At 46.4% G+C, this 13272-nt stretch carries 9 protein-coding genes; 1 reads left to right on the top strand and 8 read right to left on the bottom strand.

What is annotated here, in order from left to right; all coding sequences use genetic code 11:
- Nucleotides 1-80 precede the first annotated feature (80 nt).
- The 4 genes from ADU23_RS18790 to ADU23_RS18775 all read right to left on the bottom strand — a co-directional run bounded on the left by ADU23_RS18790 (nt 81) and on the right by ADU23_RS18775 (nt 6271).
- On the bottom strand, nt 81-1094 hold the full coding sequence (locus tag ADU23_RS18790) for an S-layer homology domain-containing protein (RefSeq protein WP_053375131.1): 1014 nt from the start codon (nt 1092-1094) through the stop codon (nt 81-83).
- A gap of 178 nt (nt 1095-1272) precedes the next feature.
- Complete coding sequence (locus ADU23_RS18785; protein WP_053375130.1) at nt 1273-2940, bottom strand: helix-turn-helix domain-containing protein; 1668 nt, start codon at nt 2938-2940, stop codon at nt 1273-1275.
- A 20-nt stretch (nt 2941-2960) separates the two neighbouring features.
- On the bottom strand, nt 2961-4319 hold the full coding sequence (locus ADU23_RS18780) for an ABC transporter substrate-binding protein (protein WP_053375129.1): 1359 nt from the start codon (nt 4317-4319) through the stop codon (nt 2961-2963).
- A gap of 164 nt (nt 4320-4483) precedes the next feature.
- The gene (locus ADU23_RS18775; RefSeq protein ID WP_053375128.1) at nt 4484-6271 is read right to left on the bottom strand and encodes a sensor histidine kinase; all 1788 of its coding nucleotides are present in this window, start codon (nt 6269-6271) and stop codon (nt 4484-4486) included.
- 334 nt (nt 6272-6605) lie between these two features.
- Between ADU23_RS18775 and ADU23_RS18770 the strand changes: the two genes are divergently transcribed.
- Nucleotides 6606-8639: a DUF5107 domain-containing protein gene (locus ADU23_RS18770; protein ID WP_053375127.1), complete on the top strand. Its 2034-nt coding sequence runs from the start codon at nt 6606-6608 to the stop codon at nt 8637-8639.
- A gap of 112 nt (nt 8640-8751) precedes the next feature.
- On the opposite strand, the gene ADU23_RS18765 is transcribed toward ADU23_RS18770, so the two are convergent.
- Genes ADU23_RS18765 through ADU23_RS18750 form a run of 4 tightly spaced genes read right to left on the bottom strand, consistent with a single transcriptional unit; the run spans nt 8752 to nt 13215 of the window.
- Nucleotides 8752-9555, bottom strand: coding sequence for a response regulator transcription factor (locus tag ADU23_RS18765; protein WP_053375126.1), 804 nt, complete (start codon nt 9553-9555; stop codon nt 8752-8754).
- Nucleotides 9552-11432 (bottom strand): sensor histidine kinase, encoded by a 1881-nt coding sequence (locus tag ADU23_RS18760; RefSeq protein WP_053375125.1) that lies wholly within the window; start codon nt 11430-11432, stop codon nt 9552-9554. Before ADU23_RS18760 ends, ADU23_RS18765 begins: the two co-directional genes overlap by 4 nt.
- Nucleotides 11433-11476: 44 nt before the next feature.
- The gene (locus ADU23_RS18755; RefSeq protein ID WP_053375124.1) at nt 11477-12307 is read right to left on the bottom strand and encodes a carbohydrate ABC transporter permease; all 831 of its coding nucleotides are present in this window, start codon (nt 12305-12307) and stop codon (nt 11477-11479) included.
- Between the two features lie 17 nt (nt 12308-12324).
- Nucleotides 12325-13215: a carbohydrate ABC transporter permease gene (locus ADU23_RS18750; protein WP_053375123.1), complete on the bottom strand. Its 891-nt coding sequence runs from the start codon at nt 13213-13215 to the stop codon at nt 12325-12327.
- Nucleotides 13216-13272 lie beyond the last annotated feature (57 nt).

Raw genomic sequence — 13272 nt, 5'->3', positions numbered from 1 at the left:
TGGACCCTGACCCTCTCTATATCTCTTTTTTTGCATCCCCCCTCCAAAAAATCAAAGAAGTCGCGATACAAAATGTATCATCAAACGCCTGACAGCAACCGTTTAATGACAACCGCAGACTCTGCTCTTGTAGTGAGCTTTTTAGGCGCGAAGGAGCTTGCCGTTCTTCCTTTCAACAAGCCAGAAGCCGTGGCAAAGCCGACCGATTTTTTAGCCCATTCGCTAATTTCCCCTTCGTCTTTGAACCCTTTTAAGCTGCCTGCTTTAAGGCTGTCTACCTTAACCCCCGCAGCATAAGCTTTGGCTCGCATCAGCATGACGCTCATTTCCTCCCGCGTAATGCTTTTGTCAGGCGCAAAGGCCACGCTTGTTACCCCATTGATAATGCCTGCGGCATAAGCGCTTTTGACCGTATCCTCATACCAAGAGCCTGCTTTCACATCTGCAAACGGGTTCTTTCCGCTGCCCTTCTTCAGTTCTAATGCCCTTGCGATCAACGCCGCGAACTGCGCCCTAGTCACGTTGCTGTTCGGAGCAAACCGCTCGTTATCGATGCCTTCGACGATGCTTTTATTGACCATTTGCATAATATCGTCTTTTGCCCAGTGCCCAACGATATCGCTGAACAGCTTTGTGAAATCGACAGATTCCGTCAGCGTAAAAGCTTGATCCTTGAGATCTCGGTCAATGATTTTCATCGATGTCCAATTCACCTTAGCGGTTCCCGGCTTTTTCGCTTTGAAGGTAATGGTGCTTATATCGATGTTCCCGGCTTCGCCCTTCACATTTCCGATCTTCGTGTGGGCAAACGTAATTTCATCGTTTTTGACAATGGGAGACACGGAAAATCCTTTGAAGCTTGATTCTGCTTTTACGATCTCCAATTGTTCGGGATCAAACTTGAATTTCACTTCATACGCGTACAAATCCTTCATGTTATCTCCGCTAAGCTTGATGGTGAATTGTGCGTTCGCAGATTCCTTAGCCGATGAGCTCATCCCAAAATCCGATGCTTTCTCCGCGCTGGCCACCGTCATCATCAGCATGGTACAAATCGTACAGATCAACGTGTTCAGCAGTATTTTGCGATACAAAATGTATCCCTCCCCTTGGTTTTATTGACCCCTCTATCATACAAACCGTGGAAACGGATACAAATGATCTATTTTGTAGTAAAGTTGATTATTTTTGCATTGAACGCTAATTTTGCCTGAAAACGAAAAAAGAACCTCCCTAACCACGATGAAGTGATTAGAAGGTTCTTATAGGCTGCTAGATATAGGAGGATACGAAAGAACGTTTGTCTTTCTCCTTCCGGTAGGCGACCGGGCTAAGTCCCGTTACTTTTTTGAAAATCCGGCTAAAATGCTCTGGGTTGACGTACCCTACCTTCTCCGCGACATCGTATATTTTCAAGCCGTTTTCTAACCCTTCCTTCGCTTTCTCTATCCTCAAATTCGTCAAATAAGAAATGAAGTTAATGCCGGTTTCTTTGGCGAATTGCTTGCTTAAATAGCTCTCGCTGACGCCGACCATTTCGCTAATATTGGATAGATGAATATCCTCGTCAAAATGATTTTCCAGAATCGCCTTTGCTTTGGCGACAACCGGGCTGAGCCAAGCAGCTGCGCATTGTACTTTGGGATGCAATTTGTCATGAAGCTTCGTAACGAACAGCTCCACCCACTGAATGGTCTCGTCCCACGTCTCCAAATGGCGTACATGCTCCATCGGATGAGGAAACTGCTCATGAAACTTCTCCCAAGATACGCCATTCTGGTGCATCAGCGATCCCACTTCCCAGATCAGGTCGCTAAGCGTCGACTTGATGTCGTCGGGTGATGAGGGGAACCGCTGCCCCAGCCGCTCGAAGCCCTCCTGCAGCCGCTGCTTCCAGAGCGCTTGGTCAGCCTCCTTTAACGTTTGCAGCAGCTCCGACTTAAATGACATCCACTCTTCCTTCCAATCATCCGCCTCTATTCGAAAAGGCCGCTCCGCTTCTGGATACAACAAACGGTCATAACCATGATAGTAGCTTAGAATGGACAAGCGCTCCGCCTGCCTGAACAATCGGTTCCACTGCATCACGCCGCTTGCCACATCGCTGATCCCAATGGATAGATTAAGATTCAAAAACTGGCGCAGCCTGATTTTCACATCGGTTAATACGCTATGGGTCAGGCTGCGAATGGCTAACGTGCTGCACTGCTCAGGAAATGTGAAAAATAAGGTGTAATGGCGGTCATCATGGCGGCAAACGCGGCATATCCCTTCATTCCGGTCTGTATTTGTAACGGTACGTATCGTCTGCAAGACCATGCGATGGATATGCTCGAAGGGGATGACCTCCGACAATCGAATAAGCGCCACCTCTTGATTTTTCTCGCCCAAATGGTTTTTTACAAATTCCAAGTCCTGCTTCAATTGTTCATCTTGCTCGTAATCCGGCAGATTCGCGGCAGTCGACAAGGAAAGCCGGTGCAGGATCGAGCATACCCTTTCTTCTTCATCCTGAACGGGGGCTAGGGCAACCGCTGTTTTTTGCCGCCTATTTAATTCCGCTATCGTCTTGTGCAGAACAGGCGCGATATAAGCCTCGTCCAATTTTGCTTTGAGCATGTAATCGAAGGCGCCCAGCACGAATGAATCTCTCACATACCCGTAATCGCCATACGCGCTCAGCATGATGACAAGCGGCTCCCTGGCAAACGAAGCATCACGAATCGCTTTAAGCAGCTCCACACCGTTCATCCTCGGCATCTGAATATCGGCTAATACGATATCGATGTCCTGGCGTTCCCGAAGCAGCGATAACGCCTCTTCACCGTCCCCGGCCTCTCCTGCGATTTCAATATCCGTTGAAGTTAATGAAATGTATTCCCGTAGTGCAAGTCTAGCCAAAGGTTCGTCATCAATGATGAAGGCTTGGTATTTCGCCATTCTATTTCCCCCTTTTGATATCACTTGTCAAAATACAATGGAAAATGGATATTGTTGCTCTCGACGTATTCAACCGCCTTGCTCCAATTTTCATTCATTTCACTTACAATATCAGCCACGGATGCGCCTGCAAAAATTTGCTGCGCCATCTTTTTCTCGTCATACTGGGCAGCGTTTTTTATTTTCACGAATTGCTCATCCAGTCCTTGGTACATAAACGGATTAAAGGGATGCCGGTTATTCACCTTGTTGAAGAAGGGCAGATTAGCCGTTACGTCATTTAAGGTGGAAGAATTTTGCGAGTTGTTAATATATTGCTGGTAGACTTCGGGACTGAACATCCATTCCAGAAAAGCTATCGTTTCTTCCGTGTTTTTGGAGTTTTTGTTTATCGCCATATATTGGTCGGGCATGGTGACAGCTTGCAGCTTCTCTTTGGTCGTCGCTCTCCAAGGCAAAGCGAATGCATCAATATCCTCATCCGTATTCACCTTCGACATATGATCGGAATAATACCATTGCCCAAGTGCGATCATCGCTGCTTTGTCCGATTGAAACAATTGTGTCGCCTGATCGAATCCGATCGCAAGCGCGTCGTCTCCTGCAAGCTTGTTTTCGGATATGGTCTTCAGCATATTCGCCGCTTTCTCGAAGGCTGAGCCTGCTCCGAACGGCCTTTTAATATTCGCGAGGTTAGCCAGATAATGCTCATCCTCCGTGAGTACAGGCGGGCCAAATTCGATAAACGGATAAAAGGTCCAATCGTCCTTCCCGCCGATCGCAATCGGTATATATTTGCCATGGGATTTGATTTTCTCAAGCACATTCATAAACTCGTCATAGGTCTGCGGCACCTCTACGCCTACCTCTTGAAAAATGCTAGGGTGGTAATAGACGTATTCCGAGAAGGACACAAGCGGCAAACCAAGGATATGGCCGTCGAGCACGGCTGGGTACCTGTTTCTCCCCGTTGCCTGCAATTCATCAAGGGACAGCAGCGAATCCTTATAGATCGTAAGATGGCCCGGCTTTAAGTAAAAAAGATCCGGCAAATCATTGGCCGCGAGGCGCACCTTCAAGTATTGTCCGCTGTTATCCGGAATCGTCTCCACTTCGACCGTTACATTGGGTTTAATAGCTGTATACTCCTTCACTTTTTCGGTCCAAAACGCAATATCCGTCTTCGATTCCCAAATGCCGAGTTTAATTTTGACAGGCTGATTTTTATTGGATGTTATGTTTGATTGTGAATCATTTGTTCCAAATGAATTAAACTTATTATTTATTTCGATCTTGTTGTAGCCGATGTAACCCGCAAGCAAGCTTATAAAGATTAGGCTAATCACTAAAGCGGAACCTACTCCTTTTCTCAATCTCATTCATTTATCTCCCTAGGATGCTTGGAATTGGCTAAGTATTGTTGGCGCTTTCAGCGTTATAAATCCCATCTTACACGGTAAGGAGATGCGGCGATATGACGTTTTTGGTTCTGACATGATCTTTTATGGCTCATATTCCACGCATTGCCCGGAACAAAGCCAGCTTATTTCCTTAAATTGATGTCGGCCATTTCCTCATCCGGCTCATTAATCAAGGGCAGCCTTATGATCACCTTCGTGCCATGCGGATAATTCGGTTCATACTGCAAACCGTACCGATCCCCATAGTGCAGCTGAATTCTTCTATGCACGTTTTTGTTGCCCATTCCGCTAAAAGCATAGCTGGGCTCTTTATCCTGCGCCCGAGTCATTAGCTCCTCCGGCATGCCTGCTCCATTATCTGCGATTGTAATGATCAGATCACTTTCTTTCGCTTTGATGGATACATCGATCGTTCCAGGGTAATCCAATTCCTTCAAGCCATGAATGATGCTATTCTCCAAAATGGGCTGCAGCAGCAGCTTGAGCAAGTAATGGCGGGCTATTCCGTCATCGATATCCCACTCGGTCTGGATCGATTTGCCGAATCGAATTTCCATAATGTATAAATAATGCTTTAAGTGGTCAACTTCCTCCTCTATCGTCGTAAGCAGGCCGCCGCGATTAAAGGAAGACGCCAATAAGCGCGTTAACGCATGCGTCATGTTGCGGATATTATCCGCCTTGCTGATTAAAGCCATATACTTGATCGAATTTAACGTATTGATTAGAAAATGAGGATTGATTTGAGACTGCAGGGCGGCAAATTCGGCTTTGCGCTTCTCGATCTCCTGCTGTTCGTGCTGGTCAATCAGCTCCTTAACCTGTTCCGTCATTAGATTAAAGGAATGGCCCAGCCGCACCATCTCCAAGCTGCCTGAACCGGTGTATCTCGCATTGAGATCGCCGCCGGTAACGCGGACCATTTGGCGGAGCAGCGCACTAATCGGCTCCGTGACATTTGATACGAGATAGAAGGAAACGAGCACAAACGCCACGATGATCAAAATCGCCAGAAACCATACAAACGAATTGACGCTTCTGTAATTTTCGAGCAAATCCTTGTACGGAAGCATCTGTACGATATACCAATTTGAATTATCGACCCTGGCATACGTAATTAATTTGCGGTTGTCCTCCGTATCATCGACGAAAGAGCCCTTCTCGTCTTGGCCGATTTTTGCTTTCCAATTATCCGAAATGATGCTGCCTCTATCCACGATCGTATTGGAGGCGATAATTTCGCCTTTTTCGCTTACAATGTGCAGAACGGATTCCGAATTGTCGCGGGATTGCAAAATACGGTCAAAAGCGCCGCTTTCAAACGTAAACAAGATCATCTCTAGCTTCGAAAAAGGGTTAGGATCGCTGGGAGAAAGGGCAGCCGCCATAATGTACGGATTATAATTGCCATACAGCATATTGGGCTGCATGCCCAAAAACCTTACAATGTTAGGCGTGCTCGCGGTATCGTGGTACCACTCTTGCTGGCGGAGCATCGCTTCGTCAGTCATCATGTTTTTTAAATAGGAGTAGGATTTGCCGTTATCAAAAAAGAAGTTGACCGAAAGGACGCGTCCCGATACGGACGCCGTGTACTTCTCGATCAGTATTTTCAGCTTGTTGCTGGCTAATTGTTTCTCTATGCCTTCCTTGTGATGGACGTCAAACACCGTTAATATGACATCCTGGTCGACCCCGATCGAAGCGAACAAACCCGCCATCCGATTGATTTCCTGACTAACGGAATAAGCAACCGCCTGAGAGGTTTGCAAAGACCGCCCCGTATTTTGCTGAAGAATATCCCGCTCATAGATGTTCAAGATGACCGCGCAGATCAAGATGACCGGCACGATAACAACTAAAATAAAAAAAAGCCGGAGTATTGTGGACATGCGTAGATTTTTTTGCATATTGACTCCTTAAACAATATTTTCAGAGCCGCCTTGCGATTACAGCATTTGGAAATCGATATGCTCTCGTTTCTATTCGACAAACTGCGATAAATCCCTCTCGCGAATGTGTTGGTTAGCTTTATCATAAATGACTAATCCCCTTTTTTATTTAGCCAGAAGCGAGAAAAGTTGGACAATTCCGTTATAACGAACCGTTTGGCCGCCTTGTAAGCGGCTCGGAACAAAATAAGACAGGTTTAGTTCAAAATAGTTCATTTCCTGTTGCGCACGCCCAAGGTACAGTTACTGATGAACAACAGCGCAGACAACGAATACTGGGGGGATGTATAAATTGCGTGTATATCAATCATCGTTACGACTCGAAGGCGCAGCGGTTGGAGGGGAAAATCCGCTGCCTATGTTTCGAAACAGCCAGCATCATAGAGAAGTAGCGGATAACGGCACCCTCACGGAGGGCCATCGCATGAAGCTTGGTTACGAAACCGGAGAACGGTTTTTACCTTACCGGATGCAGGACCGTTATTCCAGAGAACGGAATGAGCTTTTAATCGAAACGATTATATTGGAAAATGATCAGCTGCAAGCGGTATTTTTGCCCCAGTATGGGGGTAGATTGTATGCGTTGATCGATAAAAAATCGAATCGCGATATTTTATATACGAATCCTGTTTTTCAACCCGCTAATTTAGCTATCTTGAATGCATGGTTCTCTGGAGGCATCGAGTGGAATATCGGCCAGCTCGGCCATACGTTTACGACGTGCTCACCCGTGCATGCCGCCATTCTTAAAGACCATAAGGGAGACGATTTCCTGCGGATTTACGATTATGAACGGACTAAAAATGTGTTCTGGCATATTGATTTCCACCTGCCTGCCGGATCGGATAAGCTCCTTATTTATGTACGAATCGTCAATGACAACAACCGGGCCGTACCGATGTATTGGTGGACCAATATTGCCGTCGAGGAAACCGCCGGAGCCCGTGTTTTCTCAGCAACCGATGAAGTCATCTATATTGACCACAGCATAAAAGGGTTTGGCTTAGGCAAGCTCCCTCATCTGCCGACCGTTCCAGATAAAGATGTATCGTATCCGCTGAGCTTTCCGTTCTCGAATGAGTATTTTTTTCAAACGCCGGCTAACAACGAATATCCGTGGGAAGCCGTTGCCTACGAAGACGGCAGAATGTTCTACGAACGCTCGACCTCGCGGCTGCGCTATCGCAAAATGTTTTGCTGGGGCAATCACGCTGGCGGAAGGCGGTGGTGCGACTTCCTTGCAAATCCGGGCGAGGGCAATTATATCGAAATCCAAGGAGGCTTTGCGCCCACCCAGCTGCACGGACTCGATATGCCCGCCCATTCGGAATGGGATTTTACCCAAGCGATCGGCATGACCTGTATCGAGGCTGAGCTAACGCACCAGCAGGATTGGAATAAAGCAAAGTCGTATGTTCAGCAATGCGTCGACCGGCATATCGATGAAGAAGAAATGCTGGCGATTCATCACTCCCTTCGGACGCTAGCTGGCAAAAAACCTGAACATAAGCTGTTTCACGGCTCCGAATGGGGCGAGCTGGAAAGGCTTCGCAGGGAAAAGCTGGAGAACCGCCAAATTCCTCCAGGATTTCATTTCACCGTGAGGCAGCAAGCCGAGAACAGCCCAAGCCGCGACTGGCAGGCGCTGCTGAATGATGGCCGTTTTCCAGAGCGCGGCGTTCATGAAATTCCAAGCGCCTGGATGGTGCAGGAGGAATGGCTTGACCTTCTTGAAGCGAGCCTGCAATCCGCGCGCAACCAATCTTGGAACGCTTATATGCATTTGGGAGTGATGCTGTATGAGAATGGCAAGGAAGCGGATGCGATTGCCGCATGGGAAACCTCCCTCCGCCTTCAGCCATCGGTCTGGGTATACCGAAATCTCGCTGAAGCGATGAATCGAAAAGGGTTGAGCGAACAAGCGCTGAGCTATTGGGAGCGCGCGTTCCAGCTTACACATTCCTTTCCTGACCAAGCGCTTGCTGAAGAATATTTGAACCTGCATATAGGAATGGAGCGATACGCTGAGGCATGGCGTGTCTATCATAGCTTGCCGGATGCTTTCGCAAGCAGCGACCGCATTCGAATTATTGTCGGAGCCGCTGCTCTTGAGCTGGATGAGCTTGCGTTTGTGGAGCGCTTATTTCTTCAGGAGTTTGCTGTTATCCGAGAGGGAGAGACGCTCGTTATCGAGCTTTGGTACAAATACAAGGCCAAGAAGCTGGCAAAGGCAAGAAACGAGCCGTTAAGCGAGGCTCTTATAGCGGAAGCCAAAGTGATGTTCCCGCCGCCTGCCAACATTGATTTTAGAATGATCGGCGAATAGCGGAGCAGCAAAAGGGGACTTGCGGTCGTTGATCGTCAGTCCTCTTTCCGTCAACGAACACCTCCACTGCGGCTAAACAAAAAAACCGCCCTTTTAGAGGACGGCGAAAGTTTTATGAAGATGTGCGGTCCGTTTTCTGAGATTCGGACATTCGATATTCGGTTGGCGTTTCCTGGCATGATTTGCGGAACACTTGCGTGAAATGGCGCATATCGTTAAAACCGACCTGCACCGCGATATCTGATACTTTAAGATGGGTATCCCGCAGCAACGCTTTCGCTTTTTCCATTCGGAGCTGTGTAATGTATTCTTTGTAGCCCGCTCCAACCTTCTGTTTAAACAGTAAGCTGAAATAGGTGGGATTCAAATAAACGGCCGCCGCGACTTTGTCGAGCGACACATTCTCATGAAAATGTTCATGAATGTATTGAATGGCTGTGTCGATCATTCCGGTTGACGCTTTATCGGCATCATTAACGGTCGGAATTGCCTTTAATGCCTTTTCTTCAAGCTCCAAATGCTCACTGGCGGACCTTTTTTGTTGCTCCGTTTCCATTTCAGCGCGCAGCCGCGTAATTAGTGCTACCAGCTTTTGTTTGCCAATCGGCTTAAGAATATAGTCGGAAGCTCCTTGCCTGAGCGCTTCTTGCGCATAATAGAAATCGGCATGGGCCGAAATAATGATCCATTTTATGCGTTGATCCAATTCCTTGCCTGCCGCCAATAGCATTAATCCGTTCATCTTCGGCATCTTGATGTCTAATATAACGATATCAACCGGCGATTTGGAGAGGATGTCCAGCGCATCTTTCCCATTTCCAGCTACTAAGATCGAAGCCTCTGGAAAGGAGGAGAGAATCGTTCGCTTCACGCCGTCACATATCGGTTTCTCGTCATCAACGATCAGTACTCTCATGCACGCTCCTCCTCCAAATTAGCGGGTACGACTATCGTTACCTGCGTTCCTTCTCCGAAAGTGCTATGGATTTGAACGCCGTATGCAGGCCCATACCATAGCAAAAGCCGTCGATGCACGTTAGACAGCCCGATTCCTGTATCGGATTCCCGCTGCATATCTGTCGAGATTAAGTCTTCTGCTTGTCCCTTCGGAACTTCTTCAAGACTGCTTATCGCCTTCCTCTCAAACGTGCGTTCCTTTTCCGATTTGGTATGAAGTGCGGTTAACAGCGCTGCGAGCTTTTCGGGCTCCATTCCCGCACCATTATCCTTAATATGAATATAGAGATTACCCGCATCAATGTGGGCCGTTATAAGAACAACCCCAGCCTCATCCGAATCCTTCTCGTCCAGTCCATGTACGATTGCGTTCTCAACAATGGGCTGTAAAATCATCTTCGGAAGCTTTATCGCATGCCATTTGGGATCAATCTCTATTTTGATTTCTAATCTATGGTTCATGCGGGTTTGACAAATAAGCGCATAGTTTCTAATTTGTTCAAGCTCTTCGAGCAGTGTCACGCTTGATGAATGCTCCCAGTTGCTGCTGTATCTAAATATTTCGGAAAGGGAAAGTACAACCTCGCTTAGGGTTTCTTCTTCCTTCTCCTCCAGCATCCAATAAATCATGTCCAACGTGTTATACAAAAAATGGGGATTCACTTGTGCTTGAAGCACCTGAAGCTGCACATTTTTCTCGCTTGCGGAAATTGCCCGAATACGAGCGATCAAACCATTAATCCGGTCGACCATTCGGTTAAACCGCTGTGCCATCTCCCTGATTTCTTCGAAGGACTTTACTTCCATCATACCATTAAAGTCGCCGCGTTCAACCTGCTTCATTTGGCGAATCATTTGGCTGATCGGCAAGGAAAATGATCTTGATACAAACAAGGCCAAAATAATCGATAAGAAGATCAGCAGCATAAAAATCATTAGAAGAAACTGCTTGGTTTGCTTGAGCTCGAAGGCAAGATCCGATTTTGGCGTTAGGCTTAGCAGCTGCAAATCCAAGCTGTTCAGCATGCCATTAACGATTAAATACCGATCATTGTCTATGAGCTGGACGGGTTTATTATCATGAGCATCCGCGATCGCTCGAGCAGTCGTGGTTGCAAAATGATCCGGCTTATTATGTGCTAAAATAGCTTTCTCGCTGTTCAAAAGAAAGGATTCGCTATTGCTCGACAGCTCTAAATTTTTCATGATGTCATTCATCCCTTTAGGCTCCATCTCGACCAGCACGATTCCCATCGATTTCTGGTTGGTGAAATCCACGAGCTGGCTGCCAAAGGCGAATACGGATCTTTTCTCAATCTGATCAATGATTGAATTTTCCTTTACGCCAAGCCAAATTGGCTCGCCTTTGGAATGCTTGATCTGATAGTACCAAAGCGAATCCTTATAACCTACGTCAATGACCTGCGCGTTTCGGCTGCCATAGCTGTACACTTTTCCTGTATCCGTTATCACATAAATGCCAATGATGTCATCCCATGAATAAAAAATAGCGCCTAATGCGTTCGTTATCGAACGCTCTCTTATCGCTTGCAATGCAGGAATATCTTTTTGCTCACGCGCAGCATAGCTTTGAATCTCTGGACTGCTGACAATCGATTTCGCCAAGATCGAATAGCCTTTCAGAAGCAGCTCCGCATGTCCGCTTGCTTGCGACATGCTCTTTAAGGCCACTTCCCCTACTTTGTCATTAACTTGCGCAGCAGAGCGCTGATAATACAGCATGGTCAATACAAGCATGAGGATAATGGAGCTTCCAACAAACAATAGAAATAAACGAACACCTAATCGATTAAACCATTGTTTGCCCCACCTCATGCTTTTATCTCCCCTGAATCTTTTTTTATGCGGGCCTGTATCGATTATCCCTTAACGGCTCCGGCAACCATGCCTGAAGTAATTTTGTCAGCAAGAAGGAAGTAAACGATCAGGACTGGAATAACGCCTAATATCAAGTATGCGCCAATAGCGCCGTAATTCGTCGTATATTTACCAACAAAGCTATAAATACCGAATGGCAAAGTTTTTAAATGGGCAGACGAAATAAAAGTTGCCGCCATAATGTATTCATTCCAAATGCTGATGAACGTAACGATCGATACGGTCATCAATGGCGGAATCGTAATCGGAAAAATGATGCTTGCAAAAATCCGGAAAATAGATGCCCCATCCATCGCCGCCGATTCCTCAAGCTCATGTGGAATGCCCTTATAAAATTCGGACAGAATAAAGACAGCCATCGGTACCGAAAATGCGATATAAGGCAAAATAAGCGAAATATGCGTATCCATAATGTGCAGCTTATTAAACAATACGACGAGCGGAATCAACGTCGCTTGCGTCGGAATCATAATGCCGATTAGAAAAATAAGCATCACAATTTTAGAGCCTCTCCATTTGAAACGTCCGATTGCGTAGGAAACCATGGCGCCAAGCACCAATGTGATCACCATCGATATTCCTGTCACAATAACGCTATTCCATAAATATTGCAAGTAGTGGCCGCTCACAAAAGCATTGGAGTAGTTTTCCCACTTCATGATTTTTGGAAGAGCGAAGAAGCTGCTCGACAAAATTTCCTCGTTGGTCTTAAATGAATACAATACCAGCCAAAGCAATGGATATACCTGTGTTAATATTAGAAGGGCCAAAAATGCCCGAACGATCGTTTTTTTGATTTTCACTTGTTTCATCCTCCTATTCCGCCATACTAAGATGCGGCATTCTCTGATCGTTTGAAGGCAAAATTAAGCAATATGGTTGCGACCAATCCTTCTGCGACCAAGAATACGGACATTGCGCTGCCGTAGCCATATTGGAAGGACATGAACGTTTTGTTATACATGAGAGTGGAAATCACTTCGGTCGAATTGCCTGGCCCTCCGCCTGTCATAACCATAACAATATCAAAGGCATTAAGTGAACCGATGACTGCAAGTATAAGTGAAATTTTCAGAACGGGTGCCATCAACGGCAGCGTAATATAACGATCGGCTTTAAAGCCTTCTGCTCCATCGATTCGTGATGCTTCATATATTTCCTTGGAAATATTCTGTAGTCCCGTAAACTGGATCAGGACATGATAGCCTAGGTACTGCCACAAGGCGACGAAAAAGATCGCGTAAATCGCTATTTTAGGTTCTGCGAGCCAAGTATGCGTCCAGCTCTCCAGCCCTACAGATATCAGAAGCTTATTCAGCATCCCGCCAAATTCAGCCGGGTTGTAAATCGAGCGCCATAGCTGCCCGATAACGACAACAGACAAAATAACCGGTAAAAAATAAATCGAAACCAACGTATTGGGTTTGCGAAGGTAACGTGTGAGCAATATGGCTACAAACAGCGCTACAGGAATTTCGCAAGCGGATATGAGTGCAAAGAGCAATCCGCGGTTAACCGCCGGCCAAAATAATGGATCTTTCGTGAGCATAGATACAAAGTTATGAAGTCCTACATATTTTGCTGAGCTCATCCCATCCCATTGGAAGAACGAGTAAAACATCGATATGACAATAGGTACGAACACCATCAACACATACAAGATCAGGCACGGCAGAACGAAGATCGCTAGTGTTGTTTTCGAAACTTTCAAAATATTCATTGTAATCCCTCCGTGTTGCCATAGGCTGCGTTGGCCTGGTTATTGAATAAAGGAAGG

This window comes from Paenibacillus sp. FJAT-27812 (assembly GCF_001273905.1).
Taxonomy (GTDB): domain Bacteria; phylum Bacillota; class Bacilli; order Paenibacillales; family Paenibacillaceae; genus Pristimantibacillus.
This window is presented reverse-complemented; position numbering and strand designations above follow the sequence as displayed.

Excerpts from the sequence above, each read along its gene's own strand:
- ADU23_RS18780 (WP_053375129.1), bottom strand. The coding sequence starts at position 4,319 with ATGAGATTGAGAAAAGGAGTAGGTTCCGCTTTAGTGATTAGCCTAATC.
- ADU23_RS18755 (WP_053375124.1), bottom strand. The coding sequence starts at position 12,307 with ATGAAACAAGTGAAAATCAAAAAAACGATCGTTCGGGCATTTTTGGCC.
- ADU23_RS18760 (WP_053375125.1), bottom strand. The coding sequence starts at position 11,432 with ATGAGGTGGGGCAAACAATGGTTTAATCGATTAGGTGTTCGTTTATTT.
- ADU23_RS18750 (WP_053375123.1), bottom strand. The coding sequence starts at position 13,215 with ATGAATATTTTGAAAGTTTCGAAAACAACACTAGCGATCTTCGTTCTG.
- ADU23_RS18785 (WP_053375130.1), bottom strand. The coding sequence starts at position 2,940 with ATGGCGAAATACCAAGCCTTCATCATTGATGACGAACCTTTGGCTAGA.
- ADU23_RS18775 (WP_053375128.1), bottom strand. The coding sequence starts at position 6,271 with ATGCAAAAAAATCTACGCATGTCCACAATACTCCGGCTTTTTTTTATT.
- ADU23_RS18765 (WP_053375126.1), bottom strand. The coding sequence starts at position 9,555 with ATGAGAGTACTGATCGTTGATGACGAGAAACCGATATGTGACGGCGTG.